The following is a 25,643-nucleotide window of genomic DNA, read 5'->3' as shown; positions in this document are numbered from 1 at the left end:
GCAATGTCGTTTTGAGTCATGGAGAAGTATGGAACGCACGTTCAAACACCCTCAGATTTTTGCAGACTTGCTGAGCCTGTGCCAGCTTTATTACCCGATGCATAACAACTTGCCCAAACCTTTTCGCTATGCGGTGGGCGATCGCATTCTGTCGGAGCTGGCTGAGTGTTTGCGGCTGGTCGTGCTAGCTAACGCGGTGGACAAGCAGAGTCAGCTTGGCCGGCGTGACGGCGCGGCGTACGTGCGCCAGGTTCGCGCCGGTATCGAGGTGATACGCGGCTTTTTGCTGTTGGGCTGGAAGCTCAAGCTGGTTTCGCATGGCGCGCTGACAGAGTTCGGCATACGGCTGGAGGCTATCAGCCGGCAGGCGGCGCGCTGGCAGCAGTGGTTTGAGACGGTCTAGGGATGGTCTGCACAACAGCCTCAGGAGCTGCCGTTGAGGGGGACTTGTTCACATGATGAAACCGCCGCCGAATTTGGCGTCAATTTCCCCTTCTACGGTCATGTTTTAGCCCCCATTGCGTATTTCGGCGAAGATGAACGGCGATTCCGGGATCGTGAACATGGATTCCGGCCAATATGAACGCAGCGGCAGTGAGGAACTGATATTGCGCTCTTTTATTTTAGGCCGAGGTGGTTTTTCGGCAGAGTGACTCCTTGTCAGGTTGGTTGATTGGGGCTTTTCTTAATCAACCCGCCGCGGACTCAGCGTTGGCGGTTTTGCCTTTTCCGGGTGCAGGTTTCTTTCGCAACGACTCACCCGTGATCGTGAAGCGATGATGGTTCTCCATTAACCGGTCCAGCATCGCATCGGCCACTGTCGGGTCACCAATCCACTCGTGCCAATGCTCAATGGGCAACTGACTGGTAATGATCGTGGCCCGACTTGATGTCCTGTCATCAATGATCTCCAGCAAGTCCGCCCGGCTCTGGCTGTCCAGCGCAGCCATGCCCCAGTCATCGAGCAGCAGGACATCGGTTTTGCGGATCTGATCGAGCCACTTGCCAAACGTGCCGTTGGCATGGCGGATACGCAATTCCTCCCCCAGTCGTGGCACCCGCTGGTAGTGGGCACTGAAGCCCCGCCGGCACGCATGTTGGGCCAACGCACAGGCCAGCCAGGATTTACCCGCCCCGGTCGGCCCCGTAATCAGCACAGCATGTCCGCTTTGCACCCACCCGCCCAGGGCCAGACTCATCACTGCACTGCGTTGAATGCCGCGCCCGGCGCGGCTGTCAATGTCTTCGATAGCCGCTTGCGGATACTTCAGCCTAGCCTGTTTCAACAGGCGGGTTTGGCGCTTGTCATTGCGCCAGTGCACCTCCCTGTCTACCAATAGCGCCAACCGCTCTTCAAAGCTCATGGCCGCCACGCCTGCTTGACTGAGCTGCTCCTGCAGCCCCGTGGCCAAGCCCTCCAGCCTCAATTCACGCAGTTGGGCTAATGTCGTATTCATCATCATGGGGGTCTCTCCATTCGTCTCTATTGGTAATAGCCAGGCCCGCGCACGTGAGCATGTGCCGGGCTGCTCCACTCGGGGGCCTCGGTCTTAAGCAACTGATCCCCGCGGTTGACCAGGATGTCGCGGATATGGCTGTATTTGCAGGTGCCCAACTGCAGCGCCATCAAGCTCGCCGCTTCCAGCCTGGCATGGCCGTATCGGCGCCCCAGGGAGAGCAAACCCAAGCAGGCCCGGTAGGCATGTTCAGGGTGGCGCTGGCGCTCCAGCATCTTGCTCACTACCCCGGCCGTGGCCACGCCGATTTGCTCGCCCCAGGCCAGAAGCCGCTCCGGACTCCACTGTGCATGCGCCCGGTGTGCCTCTGGCATGTGTTCATCCGTCGTGGTGAAGCCGCCCCGGCGAGCGCTTCTGAGGTGGCTGCACACCCGCTGGCCCCGGTTCAGAATCTCCAGTGTGGTGCGGGTCACCCGCAGCTCCAGCGTCTGGCCCACCAGTGCATGTGGAACGCTATAGCGGTGGCCTTCAAACTCGACGTGATAGTCAATGTGTACTTTGACCGTCTTGAATACCGCAAGCTCAAACGGTTCAGGCGGCAGGGCCATCAATGCTGGCGCATCCAGGGCGGTAAACGCGCTTGCCCGGCATCCGGGTAGCTTCTGAAACGGTTTGTTGTTCAGATACTCCAGCAAAGGGGCAATGGCTGCGTTGACCTCAGTGACGCTAAGAAACGATTGATGCCGCAGTCGCGCCAATATCCAGCGCTCAACAATCTGGACCGTGGACTCGACTTTGGCCTTGTCCTGCGGGTGGTAGGCACGCGCAGGTAGTACGCTGCAGCCGTAATGGCATGCAAAGTCCAGCACGGTGTCAGTAGCTCGGGGCTCGTAACGGCTGACCTGCGCAATCACTGCGCGCGGGTTGTCCGGCACGATTAGCTGCGGCACTCCACCATAGAAGGTCAGCGCCTTGACACACCCCTCCAGCCAATCTGCCGTGGTCTGTGCAGGTGTCGCCCACGCGAAGGCGTAACCTGAGGCGCCCAAGGCGGCCACGAAGATATTGGCTTTACCACCCTCGGCCAGCACAATGGTCGGGCCAGCGTAGTCAATGAACAGTTTTTCTCCGGCGCGATGCACTTGGCGCATTGAGCGCTTCAGTGTCTTGGCAAACCGGCGGTAGTGCTCGCAGAATTGGGTGTACTGGTAAGGCCTGACCTGGGTGTCTTCGGCCCACTTGGCGCAGTATTCTTGCCACAGCAGCATCAACGTAACGCCTTTGCCGCGCAGCTCCAAGTGCACCCGTGCGTAGTCAGGCGCAACAAAGACAACGGGCTCACTTTGCTGGCCCCGCAATTTGCGGTGTAACTCTCCCTCATCCAAGGTTTCTATGGCACTCCAATCCAGTCCTGCTGCAAGAGCCTGACGGATGTATTTGGAGATGACGCCTTTGGACAGTCCCAGGGCTTGGGATATCTGATCGTAGGGTAGCCTGCACTCCAGGCTCAATCTCAATGTTTCTTTAACTTTGCGCATCGCGATCTTTCGGGCGGGCATCCGGCCTCCTGTCAAAAATCAGGCAGCCTACCCGCCAGGGTGGTCTCATTTGCGCAACTTCAGTCCCCACTTCTATGCAGGCATACGCCTGCGCCACATTCGCTGTTCACGACTCCGAAATCAACGTTCACGATGCCGAAATCCTTAGCTGCAAGCTATCAAAACGCCCGTTCACGTTGCCCGAAATGGCTGTTCACGTTCGTCCGAAATACCCAACTCTTTTGCTTTGTCCCTAAAGGCCGCAAGATAAGGCCCATGTCGATGCCCAATACCAGCACTCCCACATTTACCGTCGAAACGGTCATGGGGCTGTCGCCGCAGAGCATCGCGCAGACACTGCAAGCACAGGCCGCCAGCATCAGCGCGCTGGAGCAGCAGCTCGAATGGTTCAAACGCCAACTCTTTGGCAAGAAGAGCGAGCGCTTTGCACCCTTGCCCGATGCGCAGCAAATGCACCTGGGGCAACTCCTGGGCGACCTCCCTGCCACTGATGCGCCCGAAGCCGACTCCGACTCCAACACCATCCCTGCACACCAGCGACGCAAACCCCGCAGCAACTTTGCCGACGAGGGCACGCCCGCATCGTTCTTTGACGAAACCAAGGTGCCCGTGCACACCATCGAGCTGGCCAACCCCGAGACCAAAGACCTCTCGCCCGATCAGTACGAGGTTGTCAGCCAGAAGGTCAGCCACCGCTTGGCACAGCGCCCCGGTGCCTATGTGGTGCTGAAGTATGTGCGCTCTGTCATCAAGCGCCACAACACGCAAACCCTGCACTGTGCGGGCGCGCCAACAGGCATCATTGAGAGCAGCCGCGCTGACGTGAGCTTGCTCGCAGGCGTTGTTGTTGACAAGTTTGCCTGGCACATTCCGCTGTACCGGCAGCACCAGCGCCTGAGCCAAGCGGGCTTCAAACTCAGCCGGGCGTGGCTGACGCAACTGGCGCAAAAGACCATTTCCCTGCTGGAGCCGATTTACGACACGCAGCTCGAGTCGATCCGCAACAGCCGGGTCAAGGCAATGGACGAGACCCCCATCAAGGCCGGGCGCAGTGGGCCCTGCAAGATGAAGTCGGCCTACTTCTGGCCTGTGTACGGCGAACTCGATGAGGTGTGCTTTGCCTATTTCGAGTCGCGCCGCCACGAGCACGTACAGCAGGCATTGGGGCTGCCAGGGGCCACAGATGCCGTGCTGCTCACTGACGGCTATGAGGCCTATGCACGTTACGCTGCCAAGACCGGCATTACGCATGCCCAATGCTGGGCGCACTGCAGGCGTGGCTTCTTTGAAGCTCTAGGGGCCGAGCCACAGGCCGCTGGCCAGGCGCTGCAGCAAATTGGCGAGATTTACGCCCAGGAAGAAGCCATTCGTGAACGTGACCTCTACGGGGATGCCAAACGAGAGCACCGTCTAAGCCACAGCAAACCGCTGGTGCAGAACTTCTTTGAATGGGTGGATTTGCAGTTCGAGCGGCAAGGCTTCCTGCCCAGCAATCCGTTGACCAAGGCATTGGCCTATGCACGCGAGCGCCGCGCGCAACTGCAGGTGTTTCTGGGCGATGCGGATGCGGCCATGGATACGAACCATCTGGAACGCGCCTTGCGCGCGATACCAATGGGCAGGCGCAATTGGTTGTTCTGCTGGACGGAGGTGGGCGCCAAGCACGCGGGCATCATGCAGAGCCTGATCGTGACATGCCGTTTACATGACATTGACCCCTACACCTACCTGGTTGATGTCTTGCAACGCGTAGGCCACCACCCCGCCTCCAGGGTTTCAGAACTGACGCCTCGTCAATGGAAGCAGCACTTCGCCGAGAATACATTGCGTTCACCATTACACGGTTTGGTAACGTAGGCAATAACGCTGGCCAGTGACCGGTTACGTTCAGACACACAGCATCCCCATACGGCTGGCCTGTGCAGCGTTATGTTGAGCGAGTCCTGCTACCGCTATGAGCCCAAGCAAGACGCCGAGAACGCCCTCATAGCGGACTGGCTGATTCGCCTGACGGACAACCACCGCAACTGGGGATTTGGACTGTGTTACCTGTACCTGCGCAACGTGAAGAGTTTCGGGTGGAACCATAAACGCGTGTACCGCATCTATCGTGAGCTGGAGTTGAACCTACGTATCAAGCCTAGGAAGCGCTTGGTGCGTGAGAAACCCGAGCCTTTGGCTGTGCCAGAGGCCATCAATCAGGTCTGGTTGTCGATGGACTTCATGCACGACAAGCTGGGGGACGGCCGTAACCTCGCTAAATTTGCCCAGTCCCCGAAAAATCAAAGTTAGGTGTCAGTAACCCAATTCGCGCTGATGCCGAACAGCCAAGACCGCAGCAATTTCACCATCGTAGCGGTACAGCACCACATATCCGCTCTCCCCAAAATCAATTAACCACTCACGGAACTCCGGCTCCATATCTTCTACCGGGCGACCGATACCTGGCTGCTTGGTGATAACTTTCATTCCTTCGCGAATGGCCCGCACCCCGCGCTTGGCTGCATCGACGTTCTTCTCGGCAAGAAATCGATGGAGACGCTGTAAGTCCAGCAGTGCCGCTGGTGCCCAGATCAGACGTGGCATGCAGGTGGCGCAACATCTTGGCCCGCCTCCAGCTTGGCCATCCAGGCCTCGGCCTCTGCATGCGTCACATGCAGGCCATTTGCCTGATAGTCGCTCCAGGCTCGAAGCCCATCTTGGCGCATCAATTCGCGCTTTTCTTCGCGTCCAACATACTGACGGATCGCCTCAAGAATCATCCAGTGGGAGCTTCGATGGCGAGCTTCGGCCAGGCGCTTCACCCGCTCTTTAGTTTCAGTGTCAATCTTAATGGTGGTGGGGCGTAAGGCTGTAGCTGTCATATGAAACCTCTCAGATGATACCTTTGACTACTAAATGATATATCATTCGCAGTCAGTCTGTTGGATCACTCCCTCGCCAAGAACGCGCTGCCCATTTGCTTGGCCCGTTTGAGATCATCCCCGTGCAGGTAGATCGACGTGGTCGCAATCGAAGCATGACGCAAATTGTCCCGCACTGAAGTCAGCTCTGCGCCTTTAGCCAGTGCATGGGTTGCATGGGTATGCCGCATCCAATGAGGAGTGGCCAGACGCAGCTTTTCAGCAAGGGCCGGGCTCTCCGATTCAACTTCATTGGCCGCCGTTTCAAAGAACCGCTTCATCACGACCCAGAGCCGGGTTGAGGAAATGCCAGTCTGGCTAACCAGATCCATGGCCCCAATCAACTTGGTCGTCGGAATCCACATGCTTGGCGTGGTCGGTAGTCCTCGCTGAAGCAGGTATCGCTGCAGGGCAGAACGAGCCAGTGGAGGCAATGCCACCTTGCCCGGCTTGCTGCCTTTGCCCACCAGGAGCAGCCACTGGTCGTCATGGTCATCCACATGCACCGCGCGCAAAGTTACCCCGACCAATTCACTGATACGCAGACCCGTTGCATACGCGAAGTCCAGAATAAAGCGCAGCCGTTGTGCAGCCAGGGGCGTCCACCCATAGGACCATTCCAGGCCGTCGGCGATCGTACGGATCAGCGCCCATTCGCCCTCCGTAAAGACGTGATGGGTTTCCATGGCGTTGGTACGTGCGGTGCCGCGCACCTTAATGCCAGCAAATGGGTTGGTCAGTACATAGCCTTGTTCCATCAGCCAGCGGTACATGGCGCCCAGCACGGAGAGAGCGTAAGCCACTGATCGAGCGGAAAGTGGGCCGGTGAAGGGCTTTCATTCTGGGTGGGTATTTCGGACGAACGTGAACAGCCATTTCGGGCAACGTGAACGGGCGTTTTGATAGCTTGCAGCTAAGGATTTCGGCATCGTGAACGTTGATTTCGGAGTCGTGAACAGCGAATGTGGCGCAGGCGTATGCCTGCATAGAAGTGGGGACTGAAGTTGCGCAAATGAGACCACCCTGGCGGGTAGGCTGCCTGATTTTTGACAGGAGGCCGGATGCCCGCCCGAAAGATCGCGATGCGCAAAGTTAAAGAAACATTGAGATTGAGCCTGGAGTGCAGGCTACCCTACGATCAGATATCCCAAGCCCTGGGACTGTCCAAAGGCGTCATCTCCAAATACATCCGTCAGGCTCTTGCAGCAGGACTGGATTGGAGTGCCATAGAAACCTTGGATGAGGGAGAGTTACACCGCAAATTGCGGGGCCAGCAAAGTGAGCCCGTTGTCTTTGTTGCGCCTGACTACGCACGGGTGCACTTGGAGCTGCGCGGCAAAGGCGTTACGTTGATGCTGCTGTGGCAAGAATACTGCGCCAAGTGGGCCGAAGACACCCAGGTCAGGCCTTACCAGTACACCCAATTCTGCGAGCACTACCGCCGGTTTGCCAAGACACTGAAGCGCTCAATGCGCCAAGTGCATCGCGCCGGAGAAAAACTGTTCATTGACTACGCTGGCCCGACCATTGTGCTGGCCGAGGGTGGTAAAGCCAATATCTTCGTGGCCGCCTTGGGCGCCTCAGGTTACGCCTTCGCGTGGGCGACACCTGCACAGACCACGGCAGATTGGCTGGAGGGGTGTGTCAAGGCGCTGACCTTCTATGGTGGAGTGCCGCAGCTAATCGTGCCGGACAACCCGCGCGCAGTGATTGCGCAGGTCAGCCGTTACGAGCCCCGAGCTACTGACACCGTGCTGGACTTTGCATGCCATTACGGCTGCAGCGTACTACCTGCGCGTGCCTACCACCCGCAGGACAAGGCCAAAGTCGAGTCCACGGTCCAGATTGTTGAGCGCTGGATATTGGCGCGACTGCGGCATCAATCGTTTCTTAGCGTCACTGAGGTCAACGCAGCCATTGCCCCTTTGCTGGAGTATCTGAACAACAAACCGTTTCAGAAGCTACCCGGATGCCGGGCAAGCGCGTTTACCGCCCTGGATGTGCCAGCATTGATGGCCCTGCCGCCTGAACCGTTTGAGCTTGCGGTATTCAAGACGGTCAAAGTACACATTGACTATCACGTCGAGTTTGAAGGCCACCGCTATAGCGTTCCACATGCACTGGTGGGCCAGACGCTGGAGCTGCGGGTGACCCGCACCACACTGGAGATTCTGAACCGGGGCCAGCGGGTGTGCAGCCACCTCAGAAGCGCTCGCCGGGGCGGCTTCACCACGACGGATGAACACATGCCAGAGGCACACCGGGCGCATGCACAGTGGAGTCCGGAGCGGCTTCTGGCCTGGGGCGAGCAAATCGGCGTGGCCACGGCCGGGGTAGTGAGCAAGATGCTGGAGCGCCAGCGCCACCCTGAACATGCCTACCGGGCCTGCTTGGGTTTGCTCTCCCTGGGGCGCCGATACGGCCATGCCAGGCTGGAAGCGGCGAGCTTGATGGCGCTGCAGTTGGGCACCTGCAAATACAGCCATATCCGCGACATCCTGGTCAACCGCGGGGATCAGTTGCTTAAGACCGAGGCCCCCGAGTGGAGCAGCCCGGCACATGCTCACGTGCGCGGGCCTGGCTATTACCAATAGAGACGAATGGAGAGACCCCCATGATGATGAATACGACATTAGCCCAACTGCGTGAATTGAGGCTGGAGGGCTTGGCCACGGGGCTGCAGGAGCAGCTCAGTCAAGCAGGCGTGGCGGCCATGAGCTTTGAAGAGCGGTTGGCGCTATTGGTAGACAGGGAGGTGCACTGGCGCAATGACAAGCGCCAAACCCGCCTGTTGAAACAGGCTAGGCTGAAGTATCCGCAAGCGGCTATCGAAGACATTGACAGCCGCGCCGGGCGCGGCATTCAACGCAGTGCAGTGATGAGTCTGGCCCTGGGCGGGTGGGTGCAAAGCGGACATGCTGTGCTGATTACGGGGCCGACCGGGGCGGGTAAATCCTGGCTGGCCTGTGCGTTGGCCCAACATGCGTGCCGGCGGGGCTTCAGTGCCCACTACCAGCGGGTGCCACGACTGGGGGAGGAATTGCGTATCCGCCATGCCAACGGCACGTTTGGCAAGTGGCTCGATCAGATCCGCAAAACCGATGTCCTGCTGCTCGATGACTGGGGCATGGCTGCGCTGGACAGCCAGAGCCGGGCGGACTTGCTGGAGATCATTGATGACAGGACATCAAGTCGGGCCACGATCATTACCAGTCAGTTGCCCATTGAGCATTGGCACGAGTGGATTGGTGACCCGACAGTGGCCGATGCGATGCTGGACCGGTTAATGGAGAACCATCATCGCTTCACGATCACGGGTGAGTCGTTGCGAAAGAAACCTGCACCCGGAAAAGGCAAAACCGCCAACGCTGAGTCCGCGGCGGGTTGATTAAGAAAAGCCCCAATCAACCAACCTGACAAGGAGTCACTCTGCCGAAAAACCACCTCGGCCTAAAATAAAAGAGCGCAATATCAGTTCCTCACTGCCGCTGCGTTCATATTGGCCGGAATCCATGTTCACGATCCCGGAATCGCCGTTCATCTTCGCCGAAATACGCAGGAGTTAACAGGGACGCAGATCCTGAGGTCTGGTCAGCGCACAGGGGTAACACAGGCTATGAAAGCCATGATCAAACGGCGCAGTGCCATTGAACCCGCGATCGGTCACATGAAGATGGACGGCAGACTGGGAAGAAATCCCCTCAAAGGCGCTATCGGGGACGCGTTGCATGCGGTTCTTTGTGGCGCTGGCCACAACATCCGTATGTTGATCAAGAAGCTGCTGCTTCTTTGTACTCTATATGGCTTGAACTTACGAGCGTTACTGCAAGGAATTCCAGACATGCAGCATTGCCAGTTTCGCTTGGTCGTTTGATAATTGTTTTATTCAGCGCGGACTAAGGAAACAGCTCATCCAAAAATTTACAGGGAACCACATTTCCTTTTGGCGTTAACGGTCGAACCGTAGACCCGACTTGAGTTCGCAGGAAGGTGTGCAAGCAACTCGCAATCTCTATTTATGATTTTTCTGGATATTCAAGCCAGAATTGCACTACCAAATCAAAGGAAATTTTGCGATGACCCCTCAGGATAGCGAGCGCTATGAACAAGTAGACGCCGATGCTCACCAAACGACGCTGGATTTACTGAAAGAGGTGGCTGACTACTTGGACCGTTTGCCTAAACACCCAATGACTCACAGCGTATTGCAGAAGGTCCGTTCTCACTTGAACAGCCCAAGCGCAAAGGCACAAGAAGTACGGTTAGCCATGCTTTCTAAAGATCAGGTAATGAGTGCAAAAGTTAAGTCGGGCAATGGATTCAAAGGCGCATCGCAATACACGCCAACTGGGTTGCCTATCATTTCTGCGAGGTTGCTCTATCCAACCTTACAACTGGAGTCACCCGCAGTACAGGAGCTGCTCAATGCAAGAGAGCCGCTGAAGGCGGAACGCCTCTGTACGGCAATTGGACGTGACATCGCTGGTGGAGTGTCAATTCACCTTTCATCCATTCACCCAAAACTTGACCACGTTTGATCTGATCTCGAAGTAGTAAATAACCACCACCCCCATGAACGAAAATTCTTAAGGTAATCCACCAAAAGGTAATTTGGATCACGATTACCAGCTGGATGATCAAGTCAATCATAGATAAGCACCACCGTACTCTAGATTCACCGAAATCACTGAAGTCTTTGAGGTTGGAGTGTTGGCGCCGATGGAATCTTGATAGTCATATTTCTGTGGGCGGCAACAAGAACGAGCGAGCTGATCAAGCGTCCCAGCAGACCCCGACAAAATGGCCGCTCGAGAGAAGCTTAGTTTCCGCTTCTGACCAAACGCACACCGGTTGTGGCGTCACAAAGACGGCGGGACATGACAACACTGTCACGGCTCAAATTTAAATCCACTGCATTGGTTCTATGGACCCGCCCCTGCGGTTCACTTAACTCATTGGTCCTTGTCATGCTAGGCAGCAAGCAACCCGCTCTCCCCTAGCCTCGCTCAGATCATTTAGACCCGTATGAGCGCGTCATTAATCGAGACCCCCGATGCGGGGCAGTTTTCAATGCAAGCTCAATTTCAACCGGTCCCACAGGCAGCGACACCAGAGCGCGTCGCAAACCAACCAGATGAGCATTGATACGATTGATGATAGCCTACACCGCACCTGTAGTGTGCCCTCCTCTTACGTCACACGCTTTTCAATGTTGTCATCATCCATGCGAAAGCGCAGGCTTGCAGCGTACTGGCCGTTTCTGTTCTGTGTTACAGAGGCACCCTGCTTCTCATCGGAGAAGTGCTAACTCATTTTTCTCACACGGCTGGACTTCACCCACTTCGAGTTGCATGGCAATCAATTGCGCATGCTCTGTGGCCGCTTGAAACTCACTTCATTTGCAGCCAGCGCCACGGGCCGGCAAGTAGTAGATGCTGCCGTTGTGTCGTGATGTACGTAAGCGTCCGGCCATCCCATCTAGATTTCCGATGGCCACTGTCAGACAGCTCACGCAACCAGCGGTGCAGGATGTTGTGATTGATGCCGTGGTTTCGGGCCACGGAGGCGACCGACATGCCGGGGATGCGGCAGGCGGCCACCAATTGGGCCTTGAACTCAGGGCTGTAGGAGCGACGGCCGCGGCCAGTCGGAGTGAGTTGCTTGTTGGTGTACATGTGTCCACGATCAATTGTTGTGGACGCAATGTTGCAAGGTCGAGGGTCGGTCAACAAGGTGACTTCGCTGGCCGCTTACGCATAAGATCACTAGTCGCGCGAACTACTTGTAGAACGGTGCCAAGAGGTTCCAATAAGCCCTATTGGTGAACTTCACTTGCATATCTACTGGTTACTGGCCTGATGCTAGCGATGACATTTTGGAAGGGATCGCACCGTGGCAGGTCTCAAGCCCTAATTCAGCTAGGAGGGCCCTACTGGGTCGTTGAGCGATTTACTCTGTTACTTTTTTCTTCGTTGTTATACGAGGCTTCTTGACCGCTGCAAGGCGTGGCTTGGAATACTTAGTGACTCGAACCATGTCGTTTACGACAGTGAAGGATTCCAGCAAGTCGCGCTCTTGGAGGTGCATCAATGCGGTCTTGAGGTTGCGTCGGAAGCTACTCAATGAATCTTTGGATCTGCAAAGCTCGTGTAGACGAGAAACAGCGTTTGGAAGTGGGTCGCCCCGGTGGGAGAAGTAGAAAGCGTGCAACCACTGCGCGAGCTTGGCGCGGGGGCCGATCCGCTTACGCTCTTCCCATTGCAGAAAAGTCGTTGTGTCTTCCATGAACAATGCGGATATGCGCGGCTCAAATCGAACCATCCACTTTGTATCGCCATCTTCTGAATTAGCATCGGTGAACGCATAGTCACGAATCAACGATCCGGTATAGGCCGACTCATTGCCTTTGGCCGAGATAGATATCGCGGTCACTTTCAATCGCTTGATCGCGTCTTTGACTTTCTTGTAGCTATCAGAATGCAGACGCCAGCCGCAGTCGGTCACGATCTGATATCCGGTGAAGAAAATGCCTTCGGACAAGGGCTTGTTTCGAGCCAAATTTATCAAGGCCATCCAGACCGTTAGGTCTGACTGATGTAGCTCTTCGCCTCTGTAGAGCACATCCAAATTGGAGAGCGAGGCAATTTTTAGATCAGGTATGAACTCGCGTTGAAGACCGCTGTTCACGGTGAATAGACCAGAGCGGATGAAATGGTTTGGGACAGCTCTGTTTTCATCGTCCCACAACGGCAGAACGGCTTGCAATACTCGTTGCTCGATACTTGCACTGCTTGGAACCCTTCGGACAACGACTTCCCCAGCAGTTTCAGATTCCAATGCTTTCTTGGCTTTTTCGACTCGTTTCGCCAAAAAGTCTTTGCTCTTATCCGAGATCTCTGCAACTGTACGGGGCTTGGTTGCTGGTTTCAGTGCTGATTTTGCCGCTTCCTTTTTTCCTGATGCAGTAACTGCCTTTGCAACATGTGGTTGCATCGTGTCTTCAGGAAGTAGATCGGCTAGGGCTCGCATGGCGTCCGGGTTTGTTACGTCTGTGGATTAGATGCATCAAAACCTTGTGCGTCAAGCGACAGTATTAGCGGAGCAGCACGTTTTTTCTTTGGCTTTGAAAATTTATAAAGTGTGCGTTTTGGACTCAATAACCCCATCGGAGAGCCATCGCGAAGACTTTAAGAAAGACTTTAAGAAAGACTTAGGAGGCCGCAAACGCCCTATTCATGCGGGTTTCAAGAGATTTTGAGTGTTGATCCGCTAATAGCTAAGCGTCGTATCGCTATTAGCGGAACAGCACAGCGCTATTAGCGGAATGACACATCGCTAATAGTCGCCACCCACTTATCCACAGGTAGCTCATTAAATCATTAGCGGAGCAACACGCTTCCCCCCTATTTCCTTCTGTTAAGTTAGTGTCTGCTCATTGTATAGGCATCGTCAGCAATGGATTTCTTGATGTCGGTTGGCACAATCGTGTTGTACCGCTAATGGTTTGATTATTTTTTAATCACACCCTGCCTTTCACCGAAATTTGGCATCCCATCACCGACTCTTTTAGCGACTTATTTCTATTAGCGGTACAACACGATTGATCAGTCCCCCATTTCTCGCTATCTAAAACTCACTTCGTTTGGATTCTGGTCGCACTCATCCCGCTGCACTGGGTAAATGAACAAAGTATTAGCGCTGCAACACGATAGAGTGGGACTGTCTCTTTCATATGTTAGTGCTTACCCTCTTGGGAGAGCCCTTCTATAAATATGTTTGTTGAATGCGTTTCTTAAATCGTGTTCGTCCGCTAATACAAGTGCTCAATCTTTCTGCGTCCTGGCTTTTGATGTGTTCTTGCATCGTTGCGTGAGTTTTTTGCATCTGATAGTGACTTTTACACAGTACGGTCTATTAGCGGAACAACACGGCCTATCGTGCAAACCCTTTATCCATAGGCCTTCCAGCCGGTTTGCCTTGAGATCGCTATGGAGCAGGCTATTAGCGGAACAACACGATCTTGATCTGCGGCTCGCTGGTCTTGCTTTTCCTTGGAGTCAGACGCTGATAAATTATTTTTGGATTGAAGTTAGTGTTCGCTTTCGCTAAATCTTCCTATTTGTAACGGCTAATTTCTGAGAGCGATGCAAAATCGTGTTCGTCCGCTAATACTAAGGGCACTGAATATTTCCCTCCCGAGCTATGACACCGTTTCAATGCGTTGAACCATGACACTTTGGGTAGCTGTGGACGTTGTACTCATGATTTATTAGCGGAACAACACGTTTCTCCTTGGACGCGCCTACCCATGGTGGTTCTGGACTTCCACTCTGCCCATCCGCGACGTCGAAGTATTAGCGGAACAACACGCCTGCTATGGGGTCAGGCCCTGATTCCGGCCACTACTATTAGCGGAGCAACACGTTTTTGGCATCCAACGCCGTTAGCTTTGCTTCGCGCCTTGTGTGATGGGCTGAAAAAAGGGCAAACGTATTAGCGGTACAGCACGTTCTTGAGCGGGAACGTCACAACAAGACGGTTTCCATGGGCGTATGGCGATTAAAAATCGGTCCCAATCTATTAGCGGAACAACACGTTGTGCCTTTTTCACTCAGTCCTGTGACCGCGAGACGTCGGGTTTTGCTGATTAACAGTATTAGCGGAGCAACACGACACCAGCTGGAGCGCTAATATCCATGAGCGTTCTCACCCAGATAGGCAGTCCAAGTGCTCAAGATCCGTATTAGCGGTACAGCACGTTTTCCACTCTGGGGCTGATTGTTTTCTGGCGAAAAAAAGCCACCCGAGGGTGGCCTTTTTGAAAGGCTCTGTCACCTTATCGTGTTGGAATTTACTCCAATGTTGATGTTTCAGAGGGGCCGTTGGGTCTCACACGCGGTCTGGATATGACATCCTTTATCAAGTCTTCAGGGACTCGTGACCATCCGCTCTCGTCGTAGAACCGGAACCACGCCAAGTAGACAGGGAGGTACTTCGTTGCAACTCCCTTAAAGGGTTTGAACCAGCTCTTCATGCGACTGTGCAGAGCGTTAACGTTCTGGATGTGATACGGCCCCAGCTTGTGAGTCCCCCTGGGGATTTGACGGATAACAATTCCCAAGTTCTTGGCTGCGGTTTTATACGAACTTGCTGAGTCCGATACCAAGACCGTATCTTTGGACAGGAGCGGCCCCAAAGAAGAAGTAATCGAGGAAGCACTTGGTACACCAGGTAACACAGACATGAAGCTTGTGCGGGAGCCGCGGGATACGGCTGTAAGTACAGGAATCTGCTCTTTGGAGATTCCTCGCTTGCCCGCCGGCATAGCGCGCTTATGGGCTGTTCGAGGCATTCCTTTCTTGAGACCCTTAAACGACTCCCGAAAGAAGGCTTCATCGACCTCTGCCACTCCCTCTAATGCTTCGGGTTGATGCGCGCTATTTGGCGGCATCAGTCGGTGTCGCCAACGAAACACCACATTGCGGTGCAGTCCGAGTTGCTCAGCAGTCTCTCGCACGCTCAAACCGACCTTCATGCACTGGGCGTACTCCAGCAGCAGACTTTTATGCCAGAGGCCGTTTAACGGGGAACCCGTGAGCCCGGTGAAGCTCTTGAAGCACTTCTTGCACCGGTATCGCTGCTCCCCGGACGCAGTAGTCCCCCACCGCTGGAACGCATTACCTTGGCAGTGAGGGCATTGCCCCTCACGTTCCACATGCGCAGTTACGAGCTCCCGCACGGCAGTTTGCTGGGCGAGCTTGCTTACGGTCTCGTCCAGTTGACGCAATTGATGGGGGCTGAGGGACTCTAAGGACTCCACCAACCGCTGGAAATCTCGGCGGCGCATAGCGCCAAAGTGTACTCACCAACACGATAAGGTGACAGAGCCTTTTGAAAGGGGTGTTAAACCCTCAGTTCGCCTTTTGCTCGCTCAGCGCTTTCTTGATCAGTTCTTCCAACTCGGTGACCTTCTCCGGTGCCAGGCCGGTGAACGACAGATCGAGCTGGCCGCGCTGTGGAAACACTTTCAGCGTGCCCGCAATGCCGCCGTAGTTGATCGCGTTTGTGAGAGGCTGTAGACGGGTTTTTGGGCCATCCATGCGCTTTTTGATCAAGGCCTCGACTTGGCTACGGCTCAGGTCGCCCTTGGTGGCCATATCCACGATCTCTTCAGCGATCTTTTCGCACTCTTCGGCTCCACGCTCTTGAACCACTTTGGTTTCGAAGATTTGGCTGATCGCATACGCCATGGCCCATCCACTTGTAGACGGATGCTCCACCATCGTCTTGATCAGCCGTTCTGGGATGCGGGTGATGCCCAGTATTTTCGACACCTGTGGTGGCTTCACGCCCAACCGTGTTGCCAGTTCTTCTTGCGTCCGGTAGACGCCTCGATCAAGCAACTCTTTCCACTTGAAGGCGTCATCAATGCCACTTTGAGCGCTGCGATGCAGGTTGATCAAGCGGGACTGCTCGTACTCTTCCGCTTCTGTTTCTGGCTCTGGAATGATCTTCACTTCCAGTGTGTAAATGCCAGCCATCGCCGAGGCTTGCAGGCGCTTACCGCCATCCGTCAATACGACCTTCCCGTCCCGCACGTAACCCAGTGCAGGCTGGAGCTGCTTGTTCTGAATCAGGCTTTCAGTCGTCTCTTCAAGATCGGCAGCGGTGTAGTAAATCCGAGCGTTGTTTTTGCTGCGAATGATGCGCTGGTGCGGAATGATGTAGTTCTGACCGATGACGAAATCCTCACCTTCCAAGGCGAGCTTTGCGGCTTGGAAGCCCAGTGCACGCTCACCCGGCACAGCTCGGGGCGTAGTCGTGACGGTAGTCGCTTCAGGCAAAGTGCTCAAGGCGCGTCGCATCTGCTCATGGTCAGTGCTGCGTCCAATGGTCGGCACAACAATTGCCGGGATGACTACTGCGCCAGGACGGCGTTGGGGCATCACTGGCCCTTTTGGTTTATGTGTTGCCATTTTTGGCCTCCTTTTGGAACTGGTCGTAAATGCTGAATGCTTCGTTGAAGAACGCTACGAATTCAGCCTCTGCTTTGCGACGTTGAGCTGGTGCCATTTCCATGATGGTTCGGCCCATCTTGTCAGCGTCACGGTAGATTTTTCGCTCGCACAGCACGGAGTTCATCACTGTCACTTCAGGTGCGTACTGACGTAAGGCATCAATGGCTTCCTGTGCTTCGGTGGAGTTGCTACTTGCGGGTGCGCGGTTGTAGACGAACGCGAGGGGAATCTTGCCGTTTTTGTGTTTGTGGTTAGCGCTTGCGAAGGCTTCGATAAGGTTGATGTTGGAATCAGCCTCTTTCTGGCTGGGGCCAGTCGGCGCAATCCAAAGGTCAACGATCCGGGCCATCTCAATCAATCGCTTGTAGTCACCGGCGCCAACATCAACCACCACGATGTCATATACCTTGGCGAGGTTGGGTATGTTCGCGGTTGGGTCGATGGCCTGATTCATGATCGTTACATCGCTAGTCAGTCCCATGCTAGACCGCAGCTGGCCCCACATGCATGTGTTATTGGACTCATCTGTATCTACCAAAGCTACTTTGGATTTTGTGACTTGAGCAATGAGATGGGCCAAGGTGATGGCGATCGTGCTTTTGCCTACGCCGCCTTTTTCGTGTCCGACCATCAAGATCATCGTATTGCACTCCTTTTGATGAAATGCGGGTCACGCCGCATCAGTGTTTAACTATGTTTGACAGCTATTGTAAAGATTTGACTATATTTTGTCAATTGCTGCCAATATTCAATAGTTTTAATTTACTAGTTGTTTATTGCTCAGTGTTGCTTGCTAGATCAATTGATGTTGGTTGCTACTACTGCGTCCCATGCTCTCGGACGTGCGATTATCCAGCCACCGAGAACTTTCTCTGGAGAAAGTTAGATCGGCCCAAGGCTTCCAAACCCTTGTATTCAGAGTTTCTCCAGGGAAAGATTTGAGGGCAAGGCTGCGGATTGAGCATCTCAGGCATCCGATTTATGAAGTTTCGTAAGAGTGAATTTGTTTGCGCCAGGTGGTATTCAAGATAAGTCGAGAGCCCGGTGAGCTATTTTTGAGGTGGCTTGCGCTTTTGGTTTCAATATTTCCCCGGAGAAAGTTCACCTGCTTTTCGGTTTGATGCGGAGTGTGGCGCAAGTTCATTTTTTAGGGTGAGCATCAGGTCATGGAGCTGGATGTTTCTCTGGAGAAAGATCGGAAGTTGGTTTTGGCGGATCGAGGATTGCAGTCTGTTGGTTTCTGGAATTGCATATCCTGGACTGAGTTCCTGGTCTCAAGCTCTATAGAGCAAAAGTCCTTTGCTGTCTGGTCCTGTTGGCTCTTGCGGCGAGCGTGAAACTTTCTCTGGGGAAAGTTTTGCGTGATGTCTGTGGAGAATGTTTCTCTGGTTGAAGTCTACTTGCCCGTGATTCGATGCGCTAGGTGGTGAAAACTTTCTCTAGAGGAAGTTGGGTTGTAAAGGTGGCCCGACAACGATCCGAGGTTGGCTGTGATATTCTTTGCAGTGAAATCAGTGAAAGCCGCAAGTCGTCAACCAGTTCATCTCCCCAATCAGCCTCGCATGCTTTGCGTTACTGAATCAATCGTCTGGCTGGTATTCATCAAGCCTAGCAGACGCGGAGTTTAACTATTTGCACAAGCGCGTGAAGTATTTTGCGCGCTGAGCCATGTACTGGTAGCAACCAATCATCGAGCTTGGGATGATCGCAATTCCATATTTCAGAAGAAGCCTCGTTGTTTTCAGTGCTGCATCGTTATGGGGCATAGCGCTGAAGTTTGTGTTGCATTAGCGATCAATCAGTGCCGCCATCCCTGCATTGACCTAAAGGGTCTCCCCTTCTGCAGACTAGACAATTCGCTATCCAGCGATCTTCGTATGTGCAATCCGCCGATCATGATGCCAATTCCAACTCACTGCTGCAGAAAAACGCAGGCCGTCTGTTGGTACAACCTTGTCAAATGTACCAATTCAAACTATCGCACCTCATCAATCCCATCGCCTTTAGGCGCCTTCTTCATGGTTGAAATCATGCAGTGGAAACCCAATTGCTTGATGTGGCACCAAATATGCAGGGCTCGAAAGCCGCTGTTCACAAAGTGGTGCAAGCCCCATTTAAAGTCTATTGGGATTACATCGTGTTCGTTTGCACGCTCAAACTGGTGTGCTGACTTGCATAGGTTGTCTGCAGTACGTGGTGTCTTACCGGTGGTGGAGTCTGCTTCAAGAGGCTCTGCGCGTTCGCGCTCCATCTCATCGGGCCTAAGCAGGTAAGCCAGAAGGTGCCGACAAATCGACAAGTCATATCCGTCAGGATGCACAGCAAGGTTGCCGGTATGACTGGTGGCTTGCCCCACAACCTCACGCTTTGACATATCCAACTGCGTCGCATTGAGGTAACTCCTGAAGTTGTTCTAGCCGCGCAAATAGGCGTACTTATCATCGGTGTCCAACATCGAATCCATGGAGCAATCGTTATCGCCGTTAAAAGTGTATGCGAAACTGCCGGAGAGGCTCCCGTACGCTCCCTTCTTGAAACTAAGCATGAACATACCGCAAGTGCCAGAGTTTCCAGTATGAATAAAAATTCAGCATCCCTCGAACAATGTCTCCATCAACGTACGCAGTGAAGGGAGGAAGAGAGCCGCCAAAATACTGAATGAGAACATCCCAGACATATAACTCATGTCAGCCTGTAATCAGCGAGAGCGTGAAGTATCTAGATGGATCGCGATTTGGCACAGCGGCCTATTCGCCTTGCGCATGGAGATTCCGCACGCCTTAGACTTATCGAAGTGGGCGTCAAGCATCGATTTGGTTTCACTGCGGCAGGTGGCTTTAACTTTGTTGCTGAACGCCTTCAAGGTTGCTGCTGGAGAGGTTGTGCTAATTGGTCAGAAATGCAGCAACCCTCGCTTACGCTCTCAACAACTCGGGGAAGGAAGCTACGCCCTGTCGTTGACGCCAAAAACTTTGTTGCGCGGTGAAGCCCAACCAGATCGGCTTAGACTGGCAACTTGAGAGCGATGGTTCATCAGGCGATGTTGTCGTGTGCTCCTGACAGCAATTGTTCAATTGCCAGGTTCCCCACACAAGTGCGGCTGCTACTTATAAAGTGAACGACTTGCTGCATACCACGGGCTGCACAGCAGCCAATATGCTTTAAGGCAGGATAGGTTCGTGGTCGTCGAATCCTTACCGTAGCTGAGTGTCATTTCGAAGGAATGAAAACCTTCAATCAACTTCGCCGTAGTGTGGAGAGCTCATCCAGTCAGCGTCTCCAGGATGTTGATTCCAACTGAACACTGGGCCAATTTAAAAGGAATTCCAGTCGAAAACTGAGCCACGTTATCCACAATCCTTGCTTCATTTTTAAGCAGGGGTACATAGGAGTGATAGACGTGGGAACCCTCAGCAAACTCAGACGTATGGTGTTACGTGAGAACGTATCCGTGCGCGAAGCGGCCAGACGGCTGCGTATCTCCAGAAACACCGCAGCCAAGTGGTTGAATGAATCACAGATGGTGGAGCCGCGCTACCCACAGCGCGCAGCTGTGCCAAGCCTGCTGGATCCGTATCGAGAGCAATTGGCCAATTGGCTCAAAGCCGACAGTTACCGTGGCAAACGTGAGCGCCGTAGTGTGCGGGCTTACTTTGAGGCGATCCGTGCCATGGGTTTTACCGGCAGCAAGAATCTGGTTTATGGTTTTTGCAGCAACTGGCGGCAAGAGCAGGCCAACGCCCCGCGCAATGCGGGGTTTGTGCCGCTGAGCTTTGAACTCGGCGAGGCATTCCAGTTTGACTGGAGCTGCGAATACGTAGTAATTGGGGGCTTACGCAAACGTCTGGAAGTGGCGCACACCAAGCTGGCGGCCAGTCGGGCATTCGTGCTGGTGGCGTACTTCACCCAGTCCCACGAGATGCTGTTTGATGCGCATACCAAGGCCTTTGAAGTGTTCGGTGGCGTGCCCAAGCGCGGTATCTACGACAACATGCGAACGGCCGTGGACAAGGTGGGTAAAGGTAAGGAGCGCAGCGTCAATGCCCGGTTTGAATCGATGACAGGGCACTACCTGTTTGAGGCCGAGTTCTGCAACCGCGCAGCGGGCTGGGAGAAGGGGCGCGTGGAGAAGAATGTCCAGGACCGGCGTCGGCACATCTGGCGGGAAGCGGCCGAGAAGCGCTGGACCAGTCTTGCCGAGCTCAATGACTGGTTGCTGCAGGCCTGTCAGGACAGTTGGGCAGAACTGAGCCACCCGGACTGGCCGGAGCTCACAGTAGCCGACGTCATGCAGGATGAGCGTAGCCGCCTGTTGGCCTTGCCCAAGGCATTTGACGGCTATGTGGAGCAACCTTTGCGGGTCACCTCCACGGCGCTGATCCACTTCCAGCGCAACCGCTACAGCGTGCCTTGCGAATGGGTGAACACGGTAGTGAGTCTGCGGGCGTATCCAGAATTCCTTCGCGTGGTGGACAGCCACGGCGAAGTGGTTGATCTGGTTCGCAGCTTTGAGCGTGATCAGACCTTCTATGACTGGCGCCACTACATCAGCCTGATAGAGCGCAAGCCCGGTGCCCTGCGCAACGGCGCCCCCTTCAAGACCATGCCCGAGCCACTTCAGGAGTTGCAACGGCAGTTACTTAAGAACGCGGGAGGGGACCGCGTGATGGCGCAGGTGCTCAGTGCCATCCCTATGCATGGCCTGGACACTGTTCTGGTGGCCATCGAGATTGCGCTGGAAGGAGGACGTGCGAGCGCCGAACATGTCATCAACACGCTGGCCCGGCTCAAGGATGGCGCACGCCCGTTGGCAGTGCTTCAAATTGATACGCCGCTGACATTGCAGACCCCGCCACTGGCCAACGTATCGCGCTACGACAGTCTGCGCACCCAGGAGGCCCGCCATGTCCAATGACATCGTTGCCGCTCTGAAGTCCTTAAGCCTGCATGGCATGGCCAGCGCGTGGCCGGAGGTGCTGGGTACCGCACGCATCAAGACGTTGGACCATGAAACAGTGCTACACCAGCTGCTCAAGGCGGAATCTGCACAGCGTGAGGTGCGCTCCATGGCCTACCAAATGCGGGTCGCGAGATTCCAATCACACCGTGACCTTGCTGGGTTCGACTTCAGCCAGGCTAATGTTGATGAGGCTTTGGTTCGCGATCTGCACCAAATGAAATTCTTAGAGTCGGCTCATAACGTTGTTCTGATTGGCGGGCCAGGCACTGGCAAGACGCATCTGGCTACCAGTCTTGGGGTTGCAGCAATTCGCAACCATGGCAAACGGGTGCGGTTCTTCTCTACGGTCGAGTTGGTCAACGCCCTGGAACTGGAGAAGACGCAGGGGAAGTCAGGACAACTGGCCTACCGACTGATGTATGTGGACATGGTGATCCTGGATGAGATGGGTTACCTGCCGTTCACCCGTAAGCGGCCAGCGAAGTCACCTTGTTGACCGACCCTCGACCTTGCAACATTGCGTCCACAACAATTGATCGTGGACACAATGCTCAAAGACTCAGACACCCCGAGGTACGCCGTGCGCCGTACCAAGCGAACCTATTCAGCAGATACCAAAGCCGCGTTGCTTGCCGCGTGCAGGGCGCCGGGCGCGTCCATCGCAGCGGTCGCCAGCGCGCATAGCATGAACGCCAATGTGTTGCACCGCTGGCTGAAGGAGCAAGCACAGCCGGACGCTCACGCCGAAGCCCTTCCGTCAGAGCCGATAGACATGCCAGCATTTATCCCGGTGCCCCTGCTCACGCAAACGGCAGAGCCCGTGGAGCGCACGATTCGTGTGGAGGTCCGCAAAGGTAGTTTGAGCATGACCGTCACTTGGCCCATGTCTGCTGCCCATGAATTTGCCGGCTGGTCGGGCGCCCTTCTCAAGTGATCCGCATCGACTTCGCCTGGTTGGCAGTCCAACCACTGGACATGCGTGCGGGTACGGATACGGCGCTGGGGCGAGTCGTGCAGGTGTTTGGCGCTGCCCACCCGCACCATGCCTACCTATTTGCGAACAGCCGTGCCAACCGCATGAAGGTTCTGGTACATGACGGCATTGGCATCTGGCTGGCCGCGCGTCGGCTCCATCAAGGCAAATTTGTCTGGCCCACACCGGGCGTCGGTCGGCACCAGCAACTCAGCAATGAACAGCTCCAAGCGCTGGTATTGGGACTTCCCTGGCAGCGCATTGGAAGCGCAGGAATCATCACCGTCGTCTGAGGGGTGGGCGTGTACGCCAATGGTTTGCCAATCGAGTAGCGCGCGTACTTGGCGTCCATTAGTGCATGCACCGATGGCGAAATTCTGCGCCATTTGGCACACTTCGATCCATGGTTTTTACGCCCGATTCACTGCAACAAATGAGCGCGTACGATGTGTGCAATCTGGTCAGTGGACTGATGGAAAAGGTCAGCACGCAGAGCAAAGAGCTGCTGTACCGTCAGAGCAAGATCGACCAGCTCACGCACGAGATGGCGACCTTGAAGCGACTGCAGTTTGGTCGTAGCCGCGAACAACTCGATGCCACGCAGACCAGTCTGCTCGATGAAGCCTGCGATGAAGACCTGGCGGCAATTGAGCAAGAACTCAAAAACCTCACGCCGACGCCCAAGCCCGATAAAGACCACCGTAGCAAGCCCAAACGTGCAGCGCTGCCGGATCACCTGCCCCGTGTAGAAATCCACCACGAACCAGACTCCACCACCTGCACTTGTGGCTGCCAGCTCAAGCGCATTGGCCAGGACGTCGCGCAAAAGCTGGACTACACGCCCGGCGTATTCACTGTTGAGCTGCATGTTCGCGGCAAATGGGCGTGTGGCCAGTGTGAAACACTGATTCAGGCGCCGGTACCGGCCCAAGTCATTGACAAAGGCATTCCAACCGCTGGCCTGTTGGCACAGGTGCTGGTGGCCAAATATGCGGATCACTTGCCGCTGTACCGGCAAGAGAAAATCTTTGGCCGCGCCGGCTTGGAGATTGCATGTTCCACGCTGGGAGCCTGGGTGGGCATGTGCGGCGTGCAATTGCAGCCGCTGGTGGATGCGTTGAAAGAGACGGTACTGAGTCACGCTGTGGTGCATGCCGATGAGACTCCGATCCCGATGCTCAAGCCCGGCAATAAGAAGACCCACAAGGCCTACTTGTGGGCATACGCTCCTGGTGCCTTTGAGCAGATACACGCCGTCGTCTACGACTTCTGCGAGACCCGCGCCGGCCAGAATGCCAGAACGTTTCTGGGGAAGTCTGATGACGATGACCGTGGCTGGCGTGGCTCTCTGGTTTGCGACGATTACGGGGGTTATAAATCGCTGTTCACCAAAGGCGTCAAAGAAGCCGGATGCATGGCGCATGCACGCCGAAAGCTGTTTGAACTGCACGCCAATCACAGCAGTCTGATTGCCGCAGAGGGACTGAAATTCTTCGACCTACTGTATGACGTCGAACGTGACATCAAGTCATTACCAGCGGCCATTCGTCTGCAAATCCGGCAGGAAAAATCCAGGCCCATTGCCGACCTACTGCACCAGTGGCTACTGTTGCAGGCCAGCAAGGTGCCCAGTGGATCGGCCACCGCAAAAGCGATTAACTACAGCATCAAACGTTGGGAGGCGTTGACGCTGTATCTGGACGATGGGCAAGTACCCATAGATAACAATTGGTGCGAAAACCAAATTCGCCCGGCAGCTGTCGGCAGGGGCAACTGGTTATTCGCGGGTTCCCTGCGTGCTGGTCAACGTGCGGCGGCGGTGATGAGTTTGATTCAGAGTGCCAAGCTCAATGGGCACGATCCGTACGCCTATCTGAAAGACGTACTCACACGCTTGCCCACGCAGCGGGCCAGTCAGATCGGGGAATTGCTGCCTCACAACTGGGCACCGCAGACCACGTAAACATTGCGCCGTCAATGTGTGTTGACCGGTTGCTTACGTTCACCCAGTCCGGTGGTGCTCTGCTGTTCCATTTACTGTCCAAACTCTATGAGAGAACCAGTGTGGTGATCACCACCAACCTGAGCTTCTCGGAATGGGCCAACGTGTTTGGGGACGCCAAGATGACCACCGCGCTATTGGACCGGCTGACCCATCACTGCCATATCGTGGAGACCGGCAATGACAGCTGGAGGTTCAAGAACTCCAGTGCGCAGGCTAAGCCAGCACGCAAAGGCGGCAAGGCAAAAACACAAAAAGGAGACGCGCCAGATGTAGACTTATCCACAATCGAGTAGCCAAAAATACCTTTAAACCAGGTGGCTCAATATTCGATTGGAATCTGGCTCAGTTTGACGCTGTAATCAACACTGGCCCCGCAATTTGCGGTGTAACTCTCCCTCATCCAAGGTTTCTATGGCACTCCAATCCAGTCCTGCTGCAAGAGCCTGACGGATGTATTTGGAGATGACGCCTTTGGACAGTCCCAGGGCTTGGGATATCTGATCGTAGGGTAGCCTGCACTCCAGGCTCAATCTCAATGTTTCTTTAACTTTGCGCATCGCGATCTTTCGGGCGGGCATCCGGCCTCCTGTCAAAAATCAGGCAGCCTACCCGCCAGGGTGGTCTCATTTGCGCAACTTCAGTCCCCACTTCTATGCAGGCATACGCCTGCGCCACATTCGCTGTTCACGACTCCGAAATCAACGTTCACGATGCCGAAATCCTTAGCTGCAAGCTATCAAAACGCCCGTTCACGTTGCCCGAAATGGC

Annotated in this window: 20 protein-coding genes and 5 pseudogenes; 13 read left to right on the top strand and 12 right to left on the bottom strand. The window is 54.9% G+C overall.

The genetic code is table 11. From position 1 onward, the window contains the following. Nucleotides 1-28: 28 nt before the first annotated feature. Entirely contained in the window at nt 29-403 is a 375-nt protein-coding gene (locus RAE21_RS19285; protein WP_313882738.1) for a four helix bundle protein, read from the top strand. A 286-nt stretch (nt 404-689) separates the two neighbouring features. Here RAE21_RS19285 and istB (RAE21_RS19280) read toward each other — a convergent pair whose 3' ends face one another. Then, nucleotides 690-1,463 (bottom strand): IS21-like element helper ATPase IstB, encoded by a 774-nt coding sequence (istB, locus tag RAE21_RS19280; protein WP_313881564.1) that lies wholly within the window; start codon nt 1,461-1,463, stop codon nt 690-692. A 20-nt stretch (nt 1,464-1,483) separates the two neighbouring features. Further along, entirely contained in the window at nt 1,484-3,016 is a 1,533-nt protein-coding gene (istA, locus tag RAE21_RS19275) for an IS21 family transposase (RefSeq protein WP_313882792.1), read from the bottom strand. A gap of 255 nt (nt 3,017-3,271) precedes the next feature. Between istA (RAE21_RS19275) and tnpC (RAE21_RS19270) the strand changes: the two genes are divergently transcribed. Further along, nucleotides 3,272-4,873, top strand: coding sequence for an IS66 family transposase (tnpC, locus tag RAE21_RS19270; RefSeq protein WP_313881599.1), 1,602 nt, complete (start codon nt 3,272-3,274; stop codon nt 4,871-4,873). Nucleotides 4,874-4,916: 43 nt separating this feature from the next. After that, nucleotides 4,917-5,281: pseudogene (locus RAE21_RS19265) on the top strand (IS3 family transposase); the annotation flags it as partial. Between the two features lie 30 nt (nt 5,282-5,311). On the opposite strand, the gene RAE21_RS19260 reads toward RAE21_RS19265, so the two are convergent. From RAE21_RS19260 to RAE21_RS19250, 3 genes and pseudogenes are all read right to left on the bottom strand, one after another. Continuing rightward, the gene (locus RAE21_RS19260) at nt 5,312-5,602 is read right to left on the bottom strand and encodes a type II toxin-antitoxin system RelE/ParE family toxin (RefSeq protein WP_313882791.1); all 291 of its coding nucleotides are present in this window, start codon (nt 5,600-5,602) and stop codon (nt 5,312-5,314) included. Continuing rightward, complete coding sequence (locus tag RAE21_RS19255; RefSeq protein WP_313882790.1) at nt 5,590-5,880, bottom strand: CopG family ribbon-helix-helix protein; 291 nt, start codon at nt 5,878-5,880, stop codon at nt 5,590-5,592. The genes RAE21_RS19260 and RAE21_RS19255 overlap by 13 nt, the downstream gene beginning before the upstream one ends. 65 nt (nt 5,881-5,945) lie before the next feature. Continuing rightward, nucleotides 5,946-6,755: pseudogene (locus RAE21_RS19250) on the bottom strand (tyrosine-type recombinase/integrase); the annotation flags it as partial. Nucleotides 6,756-6,980: 225 nt separating this feature from the next. Here RAE21_RS19250 and istA (RAE21_RS19245) point away from each other — a divergent pair. From istA (RAE21_RS19245) to RAE21_RS19230, 4 genes and pseudogenes are all read left to right on the top strand, one after another. Then, nucleotides 6,981-8,513 carry an IS21 family transposase gene (istA, locus tag RAE21_RS19245; protein WP_313881606.1) on the top strand — a complete coding sequence of 511 codons (1,533 nt, stop codon included), beginning with the start codon at nt 6,981-6,983 and terminating at the stop codon, nt 8,511-8,513. A gap of 20 nt (nt 8,514-8,533) precedes the next feature. Next, entirely contained in the window at nt 8,534-9,307 is a 774-nt protein-coding gene (istB, locus tag RAE21_RS19240; RefSeq protein ID WP_313881564.1) for an IS21-like element helper ATPase IstB, read from the top strand. A gap of 180 nt (nt 9,308-9,487) precedes the next feature. Beyond that, nucleotides 9,488-9,819: pseudogene (locus RAE21_RS19235) on the top strand (hypothetical protein); the annotation flags it as partial. 146 nt (nt 9,820-9,965) lie between these two features. Continuing rightward, the gene (locus tag RAE21_RS19230) at nt 9,966-10,457 is read left to right on the top strand and encodes a hypothetical protein (RefSeq protein ID WP_313882789.1); all 492 of its coding nucleotides are present in this window, start codon (nt 9,966-9,968) and stop codon (nt 10,455-10,457) included. 852 nt (nt 10,458-11,309) lie between these two features. Here the strand turns inward: RAE21_RS19230 and RAE21_RS19225 are convergent. From RAE21_RS19225 to RAE21_RS19200, 6 genes are all read right to left on the bottom strand, one after another. Next, nucleotides 11,310-11,594 carry a transposase gene (locus RAE21_RS19225; RefSeq protein ID WP_313882788.1) on the bottom strand — a complete coding sequence of 95 codons (285 nt, stop codon included), beginning with the start codon at nt 11,592-11,594 and terminating at the stop codon, nt 11,310-11,312. Between the two features lie 274 nt (nt 11,595-11,868). Then, nucleotides 11,869-12,912, bottom strand: a complete 1,044-nt coding sequence (gene trfA, locus RAE21_RS19220) for a plasmid replication initiator TrfA (protein WP_313882787.1) — start codon at nt 12,910-12,912, stop codon at nt 11,869-11,871. 1,858 nt (nt 12,913-14,770) lie between these two features. Next, nucleotides 14,771-15,766: an IS1595 family transposase gene (locus RAE21_RS19215; protein WP_313881603.1), complete on the bottom strand. Its 996-nt coding sequence runs from the start codon at nt 15,764-15,766 to the stop codon at nt 14,771-14,773. Between the two features lie 64 nt (nt 15,767-15,830). Then, nucleotides 15,831-16,865 (bottom strand): ParB/RepB/Spo0J family partition protein, encoded by a 1,035-nt coding sequence (locus RAE21_RS19210; protein ID WP_313882786.1) that lies wholly within the window; start codon nt 16,863-16,865, stop codon nt 15,831-15,833. A 16-nt stretch (nt 16,866-16,881) separates the two neighbouring features. Next, the gene (locus RAE21_RS19205) at nt 16,882-17,577 is read right to left on the bottom strand and encodes a nucleotide-binding protein (RefSeq protein ID WP_313882785.1); all 696 of its coding nucleotides are present in this window, start codon (nt 17,575-17,577) and stop codon (nt 16,882-16,884) included. A gap of 1,335 nt (nt 17,578-18,912) precedes the next feature. Then, nucleotides 18,913-19,311, bottom strand: a complete 399-nt coding sequence (locus tag RAE21_RS19200) for a hypothetical protein (protein ID WP_313882784.1) — start codon at nt 19,309-19,311, stop codon at nt 18,913-18,915. 1,026 nt (nt 19,312-20,337) lie between these two features. On the opposite strand from RAE21_RS19200, the gene istA (RAE21_RS19195) reads away from it, so the two are divergent. The 6 genes and pseudogenes from istA (RAE21_RS19195) to RAE21_RS19170 all read left to right on the top strand — a co-directional run. Next, complete coding sequence (gene istA, locus RAE21_RS19195) at nt 20,338-21,852, top strand: IS21 family transposase (protein ID WP_313882783.1); 1,515 nt, start codon at nt 20,338-20,340, stop codon at nt 21,850-21,852. Further along, nucleotides 21,842-22,366 (top strand): annotated as a pseudogene (locus RAE21_RS19190) (ATP-binding protein); the annotation flags it as partial. The gene istA (RAE21_RS19195) and the pseudogene RAE21_RS19190, both read left to right, overlap by 11 nt. Nucleotides 22,367-22,444: 78 nt before the next feature. After that, nucleotides 22,445-22,831: a transposase gene (locus RAE21_RS19185; RefSeq protein WP_313882625.1), complete on the top strand. Its 387-nt coding sequence runs from the start codon at nt 22,445-22,447 to the stop codon at nt 22,829-22,831. Further along, entirely contained in the window at nt 22,828-23,163 is a 336-nt protein-coding gene (gene tnpB / locus RAE21_RS19180; protein ID WP_313879805.1) for an IS66 family insertion sequence element accessory protein TnpB, read from the top strand. The genes RAE21_RS19185 and tnpB overlap by 4 nt, the downstream gene beginning before the upstream one ends. Nucleotides 23,164-23,273: 110 nt before the next feature. Next, complete coding sequence (gene tnpC, locus RAE21_RS19175; RefSeq protein WP_313879806.1) at nt 23,274-24,833, top strand: IS66 family transposase; 1,560 nt, start codon at nt 23,274-23,276, stop codon at nt 24,831-24,833. A 32-nt stretch (nt 24,834-24,865) separates the two neighbouring features. Further along, nucleotides 24,866-25,168 (top strand): annotated as a pseudogene (locus RAE21_RS19170) (ATP-binding protein); the annotation flags it as partial. Between the two features lie 66 nt (nt 25,169-25,234). Here RAE21_RS19170 and RAE21_RS19165 read toward each other — a convergent pair. Further along, nucleotides 25,235-25,453 (bottom strand): hypothetical protein, encoded by a 219-nt coding sequence (locus tag RAE21_RS19165; protein ID WP_313882782.1) that lies wholly within the window; start codon nt 25,451-25,453, stop codon nt 25,235-25,237. Between the last annotated feature and the right edge of the window lie 190 nt (nt 25,454-25,643).

The organism is Rhodoferax potami, from assembly GCF_032193765.1.
In the GTDB taxonomy this organism is placed as follows: domain Bacteria; phylum Pseudomonadota; class Gammaproteobacteria; order Burkholderiales; family Burkholderiaceae_C; genus Allorhodoferax; species Allorhodoferax potami.
Note: the sequence above shows the minus strand (reverse complement) of the source record. Positions and strands in the feature narration are given on the sequence as shown.